17 protein-coding genes and 2 pseudogenes are annotated in these 16,273 nt (G+C 67.3%); 13 read left to right on the forward strand and 6 right to left on the reverse strand.

Annotation, left to right across the window (positions count from 1 at the left end; all coding sequences use genetic code 11):
* Positions 1-38: 38 nt before the first annotated feature.
* The 6 genes and pseudogenes from vapC to flgA form a co-directional block, all read right to left on the reverse strand.
* Positions 39-482, reverse strand: coding sequence for a type II toxin-antitoxin system tRNA(fMet)-specific endonuclease VapC (gene vapC / locus AAFL97_RS07565; RefSeq protein WP_341644384.1), 444 nt, complete (start codon positions 480-482; stop codon positions 39-41).
* Positions 479-709 (reverse strand): antitoxin, encoded by a 231-nt coding sequence (locus tag AAFL97_RS07570; protein WP_341644385.1) that lies wholly within the window; start codon positions 707-709, stop codon positions 479-481. The genes vapC and AAFL97_RS07570 overlap by 4 nt, the downstream gene beginning before the upstream one ends.
* An 89-nt stretch (positions 710-798) precedes the next feature.
* Positions 799-2,792: pseudogene (locus AAFL97_RS07575) on the reverse strand (DNA topoisomerase IV subunit B).
* Between the two features lie 64 nt (positions 2,793-2,856).
* Complete coding sequence (locus AAFL97_RS07580; protein WP_341644386.1) at positions 2,857-3,348, reverse strand: flagella synthesis protein FlgN; 492 nt, start codon at positions 3,346-3,348, stop codon at positions 2,857-2,859.
* A 61-nt stretch (positions 3,349-3,409) separates the two neighbouring features.
* Entirely contained in the window at positions 3,410-3,706 is a 297-nt protein-coding gene (flgM, locus tag AAFL97_RS07585) for a flagellar biosynthesis anti-sigma factor FlgM (protein WP_341644387.1), read from the reverse strand.
* Positions 3,707-3,803: 97 nt separating this feature from the next.
* Positions 3,804-4,547 (reverse strand): flagellar basal body P-ring formation chaperone FlgA, encoded by a 744-nt coding sequence (flgA, locus tag AAFL97_RS07590; RefSeq protein WP_341644388.1) that lies wholly within the window; start codon positions 4,545-4,547, stop codon positions 3,804-3,806.
* Positions 4,548-4,810: 263 nt separating this feature from the next.
* Between flgA and flgB the strand changes: the two genes are divergently transcribed.
* The 13 genes and pseudogenes from flgB to AAFL97_RS07650 all read left to right on the forward strand — a co-directional run bounded on the left by flgB (position 4,811) and on the right by AAFL97_RS07650 (position 16,240).
* Positions 4,811-5,227, forward strand: a complete 417-nt coding sequence (flgB, locus tag AAFL97_RS07595) for a flagellar basal body rod protein FlgB (RefSeq protein WP_341644389.1) — start codon at positions 4,811-4,813, stop codon at positions 5,225-5,227.
* Between the two features lie 11 nt (positions 5,228-5,238).
* Entirely contained in the window at positions 5,239-5,643 is a 405-nt protein-coding gene (flgC, locus tag AAFL97_RS07600; RefSeq protein WP_341644390.1) for a flagellar basal body rod protein FlgC, read from the forward strand.
* A 39-nt stretch (positions 5,644-5,682) separates the two neighbouring features.
* Positions 5,683-6,354, forward strand: coding sequence for a flagellar hook assembly protein FlgD (locus tag AAFL97_RS07605; protein WP_341644391.1), 672 nt, complete (start codon positions 5,683-5,685; stop codon positions 6,352-6,354).
* A gap of 15 nt (positions 6,355-6,369) precedes the next feature.
* A pseudogene (locus tag AAFL97_RS24600) lies at positions 6,370-7,143 on the forward strand (flagellar hook-basal body complex protein); the annotation flags it as partial.
* 34 nt (positions 7,144-7,177) lie between these two features.
* Positions 7,178-7,708 (forward strand): flagellar hook-basal body complex protein, encoded by a 531-nt coding sequence (locus AAFL97_RS07610; RefSeq protein WP_341644392.1) that lies wholly within the window; start codon positions 7,178-7,180, stop codon positions 7,706-7,708.
* Between the two features lie 22 nt (positions 7,709-7,730).
* Positions 7,731-8,468, forward strand: a complete 738-nt coding sequence (gene flgF / locus AAFL97_RS07615) for a flagellar basal-body rod protein FlgF (RefSeq protein WP_341644393.1) — start codon at positions 7,731-7,733, stop codon at positions 8,466-8,468.
* 181 nt (positions 8,469-8,649) lie between these two features.
* Positions 8,650-9,432 carry a flagellar basal-body rod protein FlgG gene (gene flgG / locus AAFL97_RS07620; RefSeq protein ID WP_341644394.1) on the forward strand — a complete coding sequence of 261 codons (783 nt, stop codon included), beginning with the start codon at positions 8,650-8,652 and terminating at the stop codon, positions 9,430-9,432.
* Between the two features lie 10 nt (positions 9,433-9,442).
* Complete coding sequence (locus tag AAFL97_RS07625) at positions 9,443-10,120, forward strand: flagellar basal body L-ring protein FlgH (protein WP_341644395.1); 678 nt, start codon at positions 9,443-9,445, stop codon at positions 10,118-10,120.
* A 12-nt stretch (positions 10,121-10,132) separates the two neighbouring features.
* Positions 10,133-11,254 (forward strand): flagellar basal body P-ring protein FlgI, encoded by a 1,122-nt coding sequence (locus AAFL97_RS07630; RefSeq protein ID WP_341644396.1) that lies wholly within the window; start codon positions 10,133-10,135, stop codon positions 11,252-11,254.
* Between the two features lie 6 nt (positions 11,255-11,260).
* The gene (gene flgJ, locus AAFL97_RS07635) at positions 11,261-12,295 is read left to right on the forward strand and encodes a flagellar assembly peptidoglycan hydrolase FlgJ (RefSeq protein WP_341644397.1); all 1,035 of its coding nucleotides are present in this window, start codon (positions 11,261-11,263) and stop codon (positions 12,293-12,295) included.
* 82 nt (positions 12,296-12,377) lie between these two features.
* A complete protein-coding gene (gene flgK, locus AAFL97_RS07640) occupies positions 12,378-14,417 on the forward strand; it encodes a flagellar hook-associated protein FlgK (protein ID WP_341644398.1) in 2,040 nt (679 codons plus the stop codon).
* 16 nt (positions 14,418-14,433) lie between these two features.
* Positions 14,434-15,672, forward strand: a complete 1,239-nt coding sequence (gene flgL / locus AAFL97_RS07645; RefSeq protein WP_341644399.1) for a flagellar hook-associated protein FlgL — start codon at positions 14,434-14,436, stop codon at positions 15,670-15,672.
* Positions 15,673-15,679: 7 nt separating this feature from the next.
* Positions 15,680-16,240 (forward strand): hypothetical protein, encoded by a 561-nt coding sequence (locus tag AAFL97_RS07650; RefSeq protein WP_341644400.1) that lies wholly within the window; start codon positions 15,680-15,682, stop codon positions 16,238-16,240.
* Positions 16,241-16,273 lie beyond the last annotated feature (33 nt).

The following is a 16,273-nucleotide window of genomic DNA, read 5'->3' on the forward strand; positions in this document are numbered from 1 at the left end:
CGGCCGAAAAGCATCGGGCTTTGCTGGCCGTCAGGCAGTCAGGATGATGAGGCAGGCCACGGTGCTGCTGGCTCGTGCAGTAGCGGTTCGGCCCAGTTCTCGGTCGCGAGTCCGCCGACGCGGGCGAATTCGCGGGTGTTGTCGGTGATCAGGATGCAGTCCAGCGCGAGGGCGTGGGCGGCGATCTGGGTGTCGAGCGGGCCGATGGGTGCGCCGCTGCGTTCGAGTTCGGCGCGCAGCGCGGCGTATTTCCAGACCGCTGCTTCGTCGAAAGGGGCGATGTCGAGCGGCAGCAGGAAGCTTTCCAGGGCGGTGCGGTTGCGCGCGGAACCGCTTTGGGCGACGCCATAGGCAAGTTCGCAGGCGGTGACGACGGAGATGCCGATGTCGCCGACCGCGTGGGCTTCGAAGCAGTGGCGGACGTGGGCAGGGCGGTGGTTGATGAGGTAGATGCAGATGTTGGTATCGAGCATGTACTTCATGGCGCGATCGTCTCGCGTTGCTGTTGCTGAGGCTGCTCGCGCACCAGTTCGAAACCGGGCTCGAATTGGTCGAGCGCGTCGAACAGGGTGCGCCAGCCGTGGCGCGGCAGCAGCACGACGGCGTCGCCGACGCGCTTGATCATCACTTCATCGCCGTCGAAACGGTATTCCTTGGGCAGGCGAACGGCCTGGCTGCGGCCGTTGATGAAGAGCTTGGCGGTGTCCATGGTCTTTTTCCTGCCGGAGTCTGATGGATATCATGAGTATATACCATCGATCCGGGCAGGCAAGATTCGCCTCCGGGCGGAGGCGGGATTCAGATGTCCGCTTCGACGCTGTCGCCCTTTTCCTCCATCCACGCCCGCCGGCCCGAGGCTTCGCCCTTGCCCATCAGCAGCGTGAACATCTTCAGCGTGTCCTGCAGTGCGCCGCCGCGAACCTTGACCGGCAGCACGCGGCGGGTGGCGGGGTCCATGGTGGTTTCGCGCAGTTGATCGGGGTTCATTTCGCCCAGGCCCTTGAAGCGGCCGATCTCGATCGCGTCGGGGCGGAAGCCTTCCTGCTCCAGGCGGTCGCGGATGGCGGTGAGCTCGCCTTCGTCCAGCGCGTACAGCCGGCGCGGCGGGCGCTTCTTGCCCTGGGCGGGGACGTCGACGCGGTACAGCGGCGGCTGCGCCACGAGCGGACGTGGCCGCTTTCGATCAGTTTGGGGAAGTGGCGGAAGAACAGGGTCAGCAGCAGGGTCTGGATGTGGGCGCCGTCGACGTCGGCGTCGGACATGATGACGACCTTGCCGTAGCGCAGGCCGGAAAGGTCGACCACGCTGTCGGCCTTGTGTGCGTCCACGCCCAGCGCGACGGCGATGTCGTGGATCTCGGCATTGGCGAACAGGCGGTCGGGATCGATTTCCCACGAGTTCTGCACCTTGCCGCGCAGCGGCAGGATGGCCTGGGTCTCCTTGTTGCGCGCCATCTTGGCCGAACCGCCGGCGGAGTCGCCTTCGACCAGGAAGAGCTCGTTGTCGGCGATGTCCTCGGATTCGCAGTCCGACAGCTTGCCCGGCAGCACGGCGACGCCCGAGGTCTTCTTCTTCTCGACCTTCTGTGCGCTCTTCTGCCGCGCCAGGGCCTGCTTGATCGACAGTTCGGCGATGGCCTTGCCGGCGTCGACGTGGTTGTTGAGCCAGATTTCGAAAGGATCGCGCAACTGGCTGGAGACGAGCTTGACCGCTTCGCGCGAGTTGAGCTTTTCCTTCACCTGGCCCTGGAACTGCGGGTCGAGCAGGCGGGCCGACAGCACGAAGCTCATGCGCCCGCAGACGTCTTCCTGCTGGAGCTTGACGCCGCGCGGCAGCAGCGTGTGATGGTCGATGAAGGATTTCATCGCCTCGAACACGCCGGCGCGCAGGCCGGATTCATGGGTGCCGCCATTGACCGTCGGGATCAGGTTGACGTAGGACTCGCTCGGCACGGTGGATTCGAACCAGGCCAGCGCCCAGGCCGCGCCTTCGCCGGGGGCGAAGCTGCTGTCGTCCTTGCCGGCGTATTTTTCCGCGGTGAAGATCGGCGCCACGGCCTCGACGTCGCCGGCGAGCTCCTTCAGGTAGCCGGCCAGGCCGTCGGGATAGCTCCAGGTCTTGGTCTGCACGCCGCCGCCGGCCTGCTCGACGTCGAGCCGTACCGATACGCCGGACAGCAGCACGGCCTTGGAACGCAGCAGGCGTTCGAGTTCGTGCATCGGCACGCGCGGCGATTCGAAGTATTTCGCGTCCGGCCACACGCGCACGCGGGTGCCGGTCTGGCGGCCGCAGTCGCCCTCGATGCGGACGGCGCCGATGTCCTCGCCGCCGTTGGCGAAGTCGATGCGGTGGAGCTTGCCGTCGCGCTTGATCTCGACTTCGATGCGTGTCGACAGCGCGTTGGTGACCGAGACGCCGACGCCGTGCAGGCCGCCCGAGAAGGCGTAGGCCGAGTTGCCTTCGCGCTTGTCGAACTTGCCGCCAGCGTGCAGCCGGGTATAGGCCAGCACCACCACCGGCACGCCTTCCTCCGGGTGCAGGCCGACCGGGATGCCGCGGCCGTCGTCGGCGACGGTGACCGAGCCGTCCAGGTGCAGGCTGACGTGGATCTTCTTCGCGAAGCCGGCCAGCGCCTCGTCGGCGGCGTTGTCGATGACTTCCTGGATGATGTGCGCCGGGCTGTCGGTGCGGGTGTACATGCCGGGGCGCTCGCGCACCGGCTCCAGCCCTTTCAGGACGCGGAAGGAGGATTCGTCGTATTGCTTCTTGGGAGTGTCTTGCTTGCCAGCCATGCTGCGGACCCGTCGGGTTTCACGAAGGGCGCAAGGATAGCAGAGCCCGATACTGGATGAATGTTCAGGCGCTGCCGAGGATGCGGCCGCCGCCGGTGGGCTTGGCGAGGCCGTCGGCGTCGTAGAGCTGGGGATGGTTGGCGGCCGACAGCAGCACCGTCAGCGCGGCCTGGTTGCCGGACATGCGTTCGAGGATGAGCTGGCCGTTCAGCGCGTTGCGGTCGCGCGCCTGGCGTGCGCGGGCGATGACTTCGTCCCAGCGCGCGAGCACGCGTGGGAGATTGGCGCAGACCGTGCGGATGGCGGCGTCGGAGATGCCGTAGCCCATGCGCGCCAGCAGCCGCGTGCGTTCGTCGTGCAGGCGCTGGAGCTGGCGGTAGCGTTCGTTCTTGTCGTTGGCGATGCTGACCAGCGCGTCGATGTCGCCTGCCACGAGCAGGTTTTCCTCGCGTTCGAGGATGGCGAGGAATTCGCCGAGCTGCATCGATTCGGCCTCGATCAGCAGGGCGAGGCGCTGCTGATCGGCGCTGGGGGCGGGCGGGACGGGCTGGTTCATGGTGTCGCCTGGCTTCGGTGCGTGTGGAGCCGAATCTTAACCCCCGTTGCCGCGCGGTGGATCAGCCGCGCGAGCCCAGCATGTCCCTGACGCTGGCGATCAGGCCGTCGGCGATGCGGCTGGCGTCGACCTTGAAGCGGCCTTCGGAAATGGCCTGGCGGATTTCATCCACGCGCTTCTGATCGATCTCGGGCGATTCGGAAATCGCGCTTTCCGCCTTCTTCATCAGCGTGGCCAGCGGGGAAAGCTGCACGCTGTCGCCGCCGGACTGGACCGGGGTATTGCTGCGCTGCGCAGGCGTGCGGGCATCCTGCACCTGCGACGGGATATAGGCCTTGCCCGTGCTCTCGATTTTCATGATGTTCTCCGGAAACGCATCGACACGAATGGGTAATCGGCAGCGTTTCGTGAAACTTTAGTGATTTATTTCACGCCTTGCCACAAGGGCTTGTGATCTAGAAGTCGACATCGACCGTGCCGTCCGGCCGTACCAGGCCTTGCACGATCTGGCCGTTGCCGAGCCGGATGCGGACGCGCTCGCCGGCGGCGGCGGCGTTCAGGGCCTGGCCTTCGCCCGACACCGCGAAGCCGGGGCCGCGCGTCGTCACCAGCACCGTCTGCCCACGGCGCACGGCGTCGGCCTGGCGCAGGCTGCCCGCGCGCAGCGGCGCACCTGCCGCCTGCGCGAAGCGCGTGACGTGGCCGACGGCCTGTTCGGGCGCGGACAGCACGTTGTCGGGCAGGGCGCTGAGTTCGCCTTCACGGACTTCGACGTCGGCTTCGCGGATCACTTCGGCCGAGCGCAGCGCACGGGTGGTGACGAGATAGGGGCCGAAGACCTGCACCGTGGCCTGCGCCCACGCCGTCCACGCGGTGGGGGCGCCGCAGCGGACGCCGACGGTGATCTGCCCCCAGGGCCGCGTGCCGGGCTGCAGGAAAGCTTCGAGCGCCGCGCAGGGCGGCAGCTGGTTGGCCGGGTCGAAGGCGCGCACGCCGATCCGGACTTCGCCGGGCTGCCCCAGGGTTTCCCGTTCCAGCAGATTGCGTACCGCTGCCTCGACGGCCTCGGGCGGCTGCTGGGCGGCGGCAGCGGAAGGGCCGAAGGATACGAGCAGCGCCAGCGACAGCAGACCTGCGCGAAGCTGAGGAGACGGGTTGATGCTGTGGGGAGCGGTCGGGCCGTGGAGCGGACGGTTCATGGGCGGATTGCAGCATGCCTCCGGTGTGGAGGCAAGCCGACGGCAAGGATGGCGGCCGGCAAGCGCCCACGGCAGGTTTTGCCGGCGGGGCCGGCAAGCGGCAGATTTGGACGGTTTTCCGCCGCCTTATCGGGCGAGGGAGGCTGCGAGGCGGGGCTTAGCATCGCTGGCATGAAAGCTGCGTATTTGCTGGCCAATGATCGTGGCCAAGGATGTCGCCTCTCCAGCGAGGGGCGTGCCGGCCGAATTCGAGAGGTAAGACGATGAAGACCCTGCTGGACAACCAGATGCGCTTCCATCAGGTGGCGCTCAATCTCCAGGCCCACCGGCAGGAGCTGCTGGCGTCGAACATCGCCAACGCCGACACGCCGCACTACAAGGCGCGCGACATCGATTTCCGCGCGGCGCTCGACAACGCGCTGGGCAAGGCGCCGGGTGGCAGCCTGCAGGGCGTCGCGCTCGACGTCACGCATCAGGCCCATATCGTCGGCGGCGCGACGCTCGGCGCCGACGCCTTCGCCAAATATCGCACCGAACTGCAGTCCGCGGTCGATGGCAACACCGTCAACATGGACGTCGAGCGCGCGGCCTTTGCCGAGAACGCGCTGCGTTACGAAGCGAGCCTGACTTTCATCAACGGCATGCTGCGCTCGATGAACACCGCGCTCACCGGCCAGTAAGGAATCCCACCATGAGCATGCTCAACGTCTTCCAGATCGCCGGCTCGGCGCTCAACGCCCAGTCGCTGCGGCTCAACACCACCGCTTCCAACCTCGCCAACGCCGACAGCGTCACCACCGAGACCGGCGAGCCTTACCGCGCCAAGCAGGTCGTTTTTGCCGCCCGCCAGATGGCCGGGCCGGCGGCGGTCGGCGTGCAGGTGACGCAGATCGTCGACAGCGCCGCGCCGATGCGGATGGTGTATGAGCCGAACAACCCGGCGGCCAATGCCGAAGGCTACGTCGAAATGCCCAATGTGAACGTGGCCGAAGAGATGGTGAACATGATCTCGGCGTCGCGCTCGTACCAGAACAACGCCGAAATCATGAACACGGCACGGACGTTGCTACAGCGTACCTTGCAGATCGGACAGTAGGCACTGTCCGGCAAATGATGCCGTGAGCAGGAGAGAACCATGAGCACCACCGTCTCCAACAACACCACAGCGGAAGACATCCTGTCCAGGCTGGGGCGCAGCGAACCTGTGCAGAAAGCGGAAGAGGACATGCAGGGGCGTTTCCTCAAGCTGCTGACCACCCAGCTTCGCAACCAGGACCCGATGAACCCGATGGAAAACGCGGAGATGACCTCCCAGCTCGCGCAGATGAGCACGGTCGATGGCATCGAGCGCCTCAACAAGCTGGTCCAGTCCTTCTTCGATGCCCAGGCCTCGACCGACGGCCTCAACGCCGCGGCCCTGATCGGGCGCGGCGTGCTGGTCGAAGGCAAGCAGATCGCGCTGACCGAGGCGGGCGCCATCGGCGGCTTCGAGATCGACGGGCCTGCCGACCGGGTGACGCTGACGGTCACCGACGGTTCGGGCCTGCCGGTCAAGGAGATGGTCTTCGACGGCATCGAGGCCGGCAGCCACAACTTCGTCTGGGACGGCACCGCGGAAGACGGTTCGCGCGTGGCCGACGGCATCTACACCTTGTCCGTGTCCGCCACCCGCGGCGGCGACAAAGTCCAGGGCCGTACCCTGCAGTTCGGGCCGGTCACCAGCGTCGTGCGCGGCCCCACGGGGTCCGACCTGCAGGTGGGCGACCTCGGCCTGTTCAAGTTCGACGACATCAAGCAGATTCTCTGATCCGGAGCAGCGATCATGGCATTCCAGCAAGGCCTCAGCGGCCTGAACTCTTCCTCGAAGGCACTCGACGTCGTTTCCAACAACGTCGCTAACGCCAGCACCGTGGGCTTCAAGGCGGGCAACACGATCTTCGCCGACATGTACGCTTCGGCGATGGTCGGCGGCTCGTCCGGTCTGCAGATCGGCATCGGCAGCCGGGTGGCGGCGGTTGCCCAGTCCTTCAACCAGGGCAACCTGACGCCGACCAGCAATTCGCTCGACATGGCGATCAACGGCAACGGCTTCTTCCGCATGCAGCTCAGCGACGGCAGCATCGCCTATACGCGCAACGGGCAGTTCGACGTCGACAAGGACGGCTACGTGATCAATGCCGGCCGCGACAAGCTGACCGGCTTCGGCGTGCTCGATGCCACCGTATCCCCGCCGGTTTTCGCCGGAGAGCCGTCGCCGCTGTACATCGACACGAGCTACATCAGCCCGCGGGAGACGAACCAGGCGTCGCTGGGTGTCAACCTGGATTCGAATTCGCTGAACCCGCGCGACGCGATGCCGCCGGTCGACATCGGCAACTTCCTGAACGCGGTCAATATCCCGGTCGACAGCTACAACAACACGACTTCGATGAAGGTGTTCGACAGCCTGGGCAACGAGCACATGATGAGCCTGTTCTTCGTGCGCCAGTCCGCCGGCGGCTCGCCGACCAACGACTGGGAAGTCTATGCGCGGCTGGACGGCGACGTCGTACCGGACCCGGCGAACCCGGCGCTGTCGCTGGGAACGCCGCTGACCAACCTGGGCACGATCCGGTTCCACGACGATGGGCGTGCTCGACACCTCGAACCCGGCGAACGGCGTGTTCACCAACATCATGCAGCGTACCGGCGCCCAGCTCGGCACCGGAGCCGACGCCATGAGCTTCGACCTCGACCTGACCCGGTCCACGCAATGGAACAGCGCCTTCGGCGTCACCACCCAGCCGCGCCAGGACGGCTATACCACCGGACGCCTGAGCGGGGTGTCGGTCAGTGCCGAAGGGGTGCTGCTGGGCACCTACTCCAACGGCCTGTCCAGGGCCATCGGCAAGCTCGCGCTGGCCGAGTTCGCCTCGCCGCAGGGGCTGACTTCGCTGGGCAACAACCTGTGGGCCGAGTCCTGGGATTCGGGCCAGCCGGCGGTCGGCGCGCCCGGCACCGGCGCACTCGGCATGGTGACCTCGAGCCAGATCGAGGAATCGAACGTCGATCTCACCCAGGAGCTGGTGCAGATGATCATCCAGCAGCGCAACTACCAGGCCAACGCCCAGTCGATCCGCACGCAGGACCAGATCCTGCAGACGCTGGTCAACCTGCGCTGACGAGGGCGGGGGAGAATAAAGCATGGATCGCCTGATCTACACCGCGATGACCGGCGCCACCGGCACGATGAACCAGCAGGCGGCGGTGTCGAACAACATCGCCAACGCCTCGTCCACCGGCTTCCGCGCCCAGATGCACAAGCTGCGCGGCGTGGAAATCCAGACCGAAGCCTTCCGCAGCCGTTCGTTCGCGGTCGACGCCAGCATCGCCAACGACTTCACGCCGGGGCCGATCCAATACACCGGCCGGCCCTACGACGTCGCGGTGGAGGGCAAGGGCTGGCTGTCCGTGCGCTTGCCCGACGGCAGCGAGGGCTATACCCGCAACGGCAGCCTGGCGCTGAGCCCGGCCGGCATCCTGCAGACCCGCGACGGGCTGCCGGTGGTCGGCGACGGCGGCGGGCCGATCGCGCTGCCGCCCGATACCGAGATCGTCATCGGCCGCGACGGCTCGGTGTCGTCGATCGATCCCAACGGCAACATCGTCAATATCGTCGCCCAGCTCAAGCTGGTGAATCCGCCCGAGGCCGAACTGGTGCGCGGCGACGACGGCCTGTTCCGGCTGGCCAGCGGCGTGCCCGCGCCGGCCGACGGCAATGTGCAGGTGGCCGGCGGCTACCTCGAAGGCAGCAACGTCAATGTCGCCGACCAGATGGTGCAGATGATCTCGCTCGCCCGCCAGTTCGAGATGCAGGTGCGCATGCTGCAGACGGCCGAAACCAACGACCGCGCCGCCGCCCAGGTGCTGGCGGCGCGCTGAGGCCGGGGTCGCCGTCATCGGGCCGCCGCGCCCGGTACCGGATTAGCACGGTTTTTGCGTTGTTTATCCCGGGACGGCCACGGCCGGCAAAGACCTAGACTGATCCCAGGCAAAAGCGGCAATCGCCGCCGCGTGCCGGCAAGGACTGCCGACACGGCAACGCAGAACCGAGGACTTCATCATGATCCGCTCACTGTGGACCGCCCGCACCGGGCTCGACGCCCAGCAGACTTCGCTGGACGTGATCTCCAACAACCTGGCCAACGTCTCGACCAACGGCTTCAAGCGCCAGCGCGCGGTGTTCGAGGATCTGCTGTACCAGACGATGCGCCAGCCGGGTGCGCAGACCACGCAGCAGACCCAGGTCTCCAGCGGCCTGCAGATCGGCACCGGCGTGCGGCCGGTGGCGACCGAACGCATCTTCACCCAGGGCAGCCTGCAGCAGACCGGCGGCTCGCTCGACCTGGCGATCCAGGGCAACGGCTTCCTGCAGATCGAGATGCCCGACGGCAGCACCGCCTACACCCGCGACGGCGCGCTGCAGCTCGACAACCAGGGCAACGTCATCACCCCCAGCGGCTATCCGCTGCTGGACGCGATCCAGATTCCGGCCGATGCGCTGGACATCTCGATCGGCAAGGACGGCACCGTCACCGTCAGGCTGCCCAACCAGGTCGAGATGCAGCCGGTCGGCCAGATCCAGCTCGCCACCTTCATCAACCCGGGCGGCTTGCAGAGCGCCGGCGAAAACCTGTTCTACGAGACCGGCTCCAGCGGCGAGGCGACACCGACCGAGCCGGGCACCAACGGCGCCGGCGTCATCAACCAGCGCTACGTCGAAGCCTCGAACGTCAACGTCGCCGAGGAACTGGTCAGCATGATCATCACCCAGCGCGCCTACGAGCTGAATTCGCGCGCCATCTCCACGTCCGACCAGATGCTGGGCCGGCTCACCCAGCTGTGAGCGCGCGGCCATGAGATCGCTGTCCGCATTCTGGCTCGCTGCCGTGCTGGCGCTGCTGTCGGGCTGCGCCGCCATCGAAACCGTGCCGCCGACCGCCGTGCATCAGCCGATGAGCGTGCGCCCGGACGGCCATGCCGGCATGCCGCCCGCCAACGGCGCCATCTACCAGGCGGCGCTGGCGCGGCCGCTGTTCGAGGACAGGCGCGCGCGCCATGTCGGCGACATCATCACGATCAACCTGGTCGAGCGCAACACCGCGACCAAGAGCGCCAACACCAGCGCGACGCGCAGTTCCGAAATGACGGGCGGCATCACTGCCTCGTCGCGCCTGCCGCTGGGCGGGCTCAATGGCCTGAACGTCGAGGCCGGCGTCGACTCCGGCTTCAACGGCGCCGGCTCCGCCCGTGCCAACAACGCCTTCAACGGCACGATCACGGTGACGGTCATCGACGTCTATCCGAACGGCAACCTGCTGGTGTCGGGCGAGAAGATGCTCGCCATCAACCAGGGCAACGAATTCATCCGCTTTTCCGGCGTGATCGACCCCAACACCGTGACTTCGACCAATACCGTGCAGTCGATCCAGGTCGCCGATGCGCGCATCGAGTATCGCGGCACCGGCGTCATCGACCAGTCCAACACCATGGGCTGGCTGCAGCGCTTCTTCCTCGCCATCCTGCCTTTCTGACCGGGGCCAGACATGAACGCCTTCGAATCCCTGCTGACGCGCGCACTGGTGGTGGCCGTGGCCGCCGGCATCTTCTTCGCATCGGCGGCCGAGGCCGCGCCCGAGCGCATCAAGGACCTGGCCACCATCGCCGGCGTGCGCGAGAACCAGCTCGTCGGCTACGGCCTGGTGGTCGGCCTCGACGGCAGCGGCGACCAGACCACGCAGACGCCCTTCACCAAGCAGAGCATCGTCAACATGTTGGGCAACATGGGCGTCACCGTGCCGCAGGGCACCAACATGCAGTTGAAGAACGTCGCCGCGGTGATGGTGACGGCCAGCCTGCCGCCCTTCGCCCGGCCCGGCCAGGCGATCGACGTCACCGTGTCGTCGATCGGCAATGCCAAGAGCCTGCGCGGCGGCACGCTGGTGATGACGCCGCTGAAGGGCGCGGACGGCCAGGTGTATGCCGTGGCCCAGGGCAATCTCGCCGTCGGCGGCGCGGGCGGCGCGGCGGGCGGTGCGGCCCAGACCATCAACCATCTGGCGGCGGGGCGGATTCCCGGCGGCGCCACGGTGGAGCGCAGCGTGGCCGCCTCGGTCGGCCAGGGCGAGTTTGTCATGGTCGAGCTCAACGAGGCCGACTTCCACACCGCCGGCAAGGTGGTCGATGCGATCAACGCGATCGCGCCGGGCTCGGCCTATGCGCTGGACGGCCGCAGCATCCAGGTCGCGGCGCCGCAGGACGTGTCGCGCCGGGTGGCCTTTCTCGGCCGGATCGAGAACCTGCGGGTGGCGCCGGGCGAGCAGATCGCCAAGGTCATCGTCAATTCGCGCACCGGCTCGGTGGTCATGAACCAGCGCGTGACGCTGCAGAACGTCGCGGTGTCGCACGGCAACCTCACCGTCACCGTCAATAGCGAAGTCGAAGTCAGCCAGCCGGCGCCGTTCTCGCGCGGCGAGACGGTGGCGGCGCAGAACCAGGGTCAGGTCGACATTCGCCAGGACGGCGGCAGCATCCACAACGTGCGCGCCAGCGGCAACCTCGCCGACGTGGTCAAGGCGCTCAATGCGCTGGGCGCCAAGCCGATGGATCTGGTCAGCATCCTGCAGGCGATGAAGGCCGCCGGCGCGCTGCGCGCCGAACTCGAGTGATCTGAGATGAACGCCGGCGTCCAGCTCAACGCGCTCGACCCGAATGCACTGGGCGAACTGAAGCGCCTCGCCCGCAGCGAGGGCCAGTCGAACGAGGCGCTGCGCGCGGCCTCGAAGCAGTTCGAGGCGCTGTTCATGCAGATGCTGCTGAAGTCGATGCGCGACGCCACGCCGTCGAACAGCCTGCTCGACAGCGACCAGACCCGCATGTACCAGAGCATGCTCGACCAGCAGCTTGCGCTGAACCTGTCGCAGGGGCGCGGCACCGGCCTGGCGGACACGCTGTTCCGCCAACTGGGCGGCAAGGATGAAGGCGCGGCTGCGGCCGGCGGCGTGGACGCGCTGGCGGCACTCGCGCGAACGGGGCAGGGCGGCAAGGATGGCGAGTCCCTTGCCGGTGTCATCCGCGGAGCGGCAAGATCTGCCGCCGCGCGGCGCGCGGCGCCGGACCGGGCCGCTGCTCCGGCCACCGCCGACGACGCGCCCGCAGCCGGCAGTGTCGTGCTCGAAGCCCGCTTCAAGGAAGCGCTCGAGCGTGTGCGCGAGGCCGGCGGCGCGGTATCGGACAAGGTACGGGGCTTCGTCGCCGAGGTCTGGCCGCATGCGGTCGAAGCCAGCAAGCGCACCGGCATCCCGCCGGCCTTCATGGTGGCGCAGGCGGCGCTGGAAACGGGCTGGGGCGAGAAACAGCTGCGCCATGCCGACGGCAGTCCCAGCCGCAACCTGTTCAACATCAAGGCCGGCTCGGGCTGGAGCGGCCGGACCGTCGATCGCGCCGTCACCGAATATGCCGATGGCCGCGCCTATACCGAGGCAGCGCGCTTTCGCTCGTATTCGTCCTATGCGGAGTCCTTCCGCGACTACGCCGAACTGATGACGCGCAGCCCGCGCTATGCCGGCGTGCTCGGCCAGACCGACGCCGGCAGCTTCGCGCGCGGCCTGCAGGATGCCGGCTATGCCACCGATCCGCAGTACGCCGACAAGCTGACCCGCATCATCGGCGGCACGACGCTGCGCACCGTGTTGGCCGGCATCGGCTGATTCTGCCGCAGGATTGCCGGTTTCGGGCTGGCACCCTTCTTGCTGATCCGGTACAGGACAATCGCAGATCAGGAAGGGCATCATGGCGGGCTTACTGAACATCGGAATGACGGGCCTCAATGCCGCGCAGGCCCAGTTGCTCACGACCGGCCATAACGTCACCAATGCCGGGGTTGCGGGCTATCACCGCCAGACGGTGATCCAGAGCAACGCCACGCCGCAATATACCGGCGCCGGCTTCTTCGGCCAGGGCACGCGCATCGCCGACGTCACCCGTTCCTACGACCGCTTCCTCGAAGGCCGCATTCTCGCCAGCAGCACGCGGGTGGCCGAATACGCCGCCTACAACGCGCAGATCAACCAGATCAACAACCTGCTCGCCGATTCGACCGCCGGGCTGTCGCCGGTGATCGAGGGCTTTTTTGCCGGCGTGCAGGAAGTCGCCTCGAATCCGACCAGCGTCGCCGCGCGGCAATCGCTGATTTCGTCGGCCGAAGCGATGGTGTCGCGCTTCCAGGCTCTGGATGCGCGGCTGACCGAAGTCCGCCAGGGCGTCGAGGGTGAAATCGAATCGACCGTCGCGCAGATCAACATGTATTCCAGCGCGATCGCCGACATGAACCAGCGCATCATGCTGGCCCAGGTCGGCGGCCCATCGGTGGCGGCGAACGACCTGCACGACCAGCGCGACCAGCTCATCGCCGAGCTGAACACGCTGGTGAAAGTGTCGACGGTCGAGGAAGACAACGGCTCGATCAGCGTCTTCGTCGGCTCCGGGCAGGGCATCGTGGTCGGCGGCACGGTGACCGAACTCGGCGCGGTGCAGGACCCGAACGACCCGCAGCGCAAGGCGGTGGCGCTGATGTCCGCGGCCGGCGTGCCCAACATCCTGCCTGAGCGTGTTCTGACAGGCGGCGTGCTCGGCGGCCTGCTGTCCTTCCGCCGCGAATCGCTGGACATGGCGCAGAACAACCTGGGCCTGATCGCCGCCGGGATCGCCAAGGCCTTCAACGACCAGCACGCGCTCGGCATCGACCTGAACGGCGCGCTGGGGCAGGGCTTCTTCAAGCTGCCGACGCCGGCGATGATGCCGGCCATTCCCGGCGCCACGGCCGAGATCGTCGACCAGTCGAAGATGAGCGCCGAAGACTACGTGCTGTATCTCGACACAACCGGCGCGCCGCAGATCAGGACGCAGAGCGGCAATCCGGTGTCGTGGACCCAGGGCACGCATCCGCTCAGCGGCGAACCGATGTTCACCGTGGATGGCGTGCAGATCACCGTGCCCTCGCTCGCCGACATCCCGGGCCAGGGGCTGTTGATCCAGCCGACGCGCTACGCTGCGCGCGACATTTCGGTGAGCATTTCCGATCCGCGCAAGGTCGCCGCCGGTGATCCGGTCAGCGCCGCGCTGACGGTCGGCCTGGGCGATCGCGGCGTGTCGGACTTCGTCACCGGCGTCAGGACGCTGCACATCGACGGCAGCAGCACCGATGCCGCCGGCGTACCGAACTTCGCCGCCGGCGAACTGGTGCTGAACGCCGCGGGCGAGCTGGAGATGGGCGGCTACCTGGTTCAGCGCTACGACCCGGCCACCGACAGCTGGGTGTCGCCGGCCACCTACGAGGTGGCGCAGGACAATGCCGGCGCGCGCTACCGGGCGCTGTCGAACCCGGCCGATGCGACGCGCGGCAATGACGCGCTCGAACACTTCGCCTTCGAGTTCACCGCCAAGGGCGAATGGACGGCAGCGACGAGGGTGGGCTTCAGCCCGACCGAAGCCGGCGTCGCCGACAACCGCAACGCGGTTGCGCTCGGCGCCTTGCAGACTTCCAAGGTGATGCTCGCCGATGGCAGCGGCGAGCCGACCGCGACCTTCCAGGCGACGTATGCGAAGCTGGTGACCGCGGTGGGCAACAAGACCCGCGAGGTGCAGGTCGGCGAGAAGGCGCAGAAGGCGCTGCTGGACCAAGCCACCGATGCGCGGGATTCGATCTCGGGCGTCAACCTCGACGAGGAAGCCGCCAACCTGATCCGCTACCAGCAGGCCTACCAGGCCTCGGCCAGGGTGATGTCCGTGGCCCAGACGCTGTTCGACGCGGTTCTTTCGATCGCGCGCTGAGATTCAGGAGAACGTCATGCGCATCTCGACCAACATGATCTACGACAAGGGCGTCGGATCGATCCAGCAGCAATGGGGCAGCCTGCTGCACACCCAGCAGCAACTGTCCACCGGCCGCCGCGTGCTGACGCCGGCCGACGATCCGATCGCCTCGGCCCGTGCGCTCGAAATCGGGCAGTCGCGAGGCGTCAACAGCCAGTTCATGACCAACACCGGCTATGCCGAGGACAAGCTCAAGCTGCTCGACAGCCAGCTCGACAGCGTGGGGGGCATCCTGCAGTACATGCGGCAGAAGACGGTGGAGGCCGGCAATGCGGGTTTCAAGGAAGAAGACCTGCGCTACCTCGCCACCGACCTGCGCGCCCAGTTCGACGCCTTGCTGGCGCTGGGCAACACCCAGGACGGCATGGGCGACTACATCTTTTCCGGCTATCGCTCCAACCAGCAGCCGTTCAGCGGCGACCTGGCCGGCGTCGATTACCACGGCGACGAAGGCACGCAGACGGTGCAGGTGTCGGCCTCGCGCTTCATGCCGGTCAGCCTGCCCGGCTCGGACGTGTTCGCCCGCACCCGCACGCTGGCCGACTCCGTCCATGTCGGCAATGGCAGCCAGAATACCGGTACGGCTGCGATCAGCGGCAGCGTGAGCGTCGACCCGGCCACCGGCGTTGCCCATACCGAAGGGCAGGGGCGCCGCTTCGAGATTGCCTACAACGGCGGCGCCTACGACGTCTATGAGTACCGGCCGGGGGTGGCGCAGAAGATCACCGTGGCGACCGGCCTGGCCGATCTGAGCAGCCTCGGCGATCCGGCTTCGCCCGACTTCATCGGCCTCGACTTCGACGTCAGCGACGGGCCGCCGGCCGACGGCGACCGCTTCGAGGTGTTTTCCGCCTCGACCAACATGTTCGACAACCTCGGCATCGTGATCGATGCGATGGAGCGTCCGGGGCCGGCGGGCATGGCCGCCGGCGCGGTGGCGTTCGGACTGGAGAACATCGACCACGCCAACGAGAACATCCTCAAGGTCCGCGCCCAGATCGGCTCCCAGCTCATCGAGGCGGACAGCCTCCAGTCGCTCGGCACCGACCTGAACCTCCAGTACACCGAAGTGATCACCGGCCTGACCGGCCTGACGAGCGAGGACTGGGTCGAGGCCTTGTCGCGGTTGACGCAGCAGCGCACCTACCTGGAAGCGGCGCAGCAGTCCTTCATGCGGGTATCGGGCCTGTCGCTGTTCAACTTCCTCAACTGAGCCTGCCATGCCTGCCTTTTCCGCTGCCGCCGCTCCCGTGCTTGCCGCCGTCGCGGCCGTCCTCGTCCTCGCGGGCTGCGCCTCTTCGCCGGAGCAGGTGCAGCAGGAACGGCTGCAGTCCGAATCCGATGCCCCGAGCGAGCTGTCGCGCACGCTGGAGCAGGCCGGGCAATGGGCGGGAGATCAGGGTGCCCCGGTGGCGGCGATCGCCGGCGGGCTGCTGATGCTGCACGACTTGAAGATGCTGAAGGTCGAGTACCTGGCCGGTGCCCTGGTGGCTTTCGCGATCTACGATCCGTTGGCGCCGACCTGGCGGATCGACGTGCGCGAATCCGGCGCCGGCCGCGTGCGGATGGCGCTGCGCATGAAATCGCTGATCACCGGCGGCGACGGCGAAGCGCGCCAGGTGTTCCTGCGCAATGCGCGCGAGATGGTCGAGGCGGGCGGCTTCGCCGGCTACGAGATCGTGCATTACGAGGAAGGCGTCGAATCGACGCGGCCGTTCGCGCACCGCTATGCCAATGCCGAGATCCGGCTGCTGAGGTCGAACATCTTCCCGGCCTTGTGAGCACGGCACGGAGCGCGATGGCGCCATCCGCCC

Source organism: Thauera sp. SDU_THAU2 (assembly GCF_038260575.1).
Classification (GTDB): Bacteria; Pseudomonadota; Gammaproteobacteria; order Burkholderiales; family Rhodocyclaceae; genus Thauera.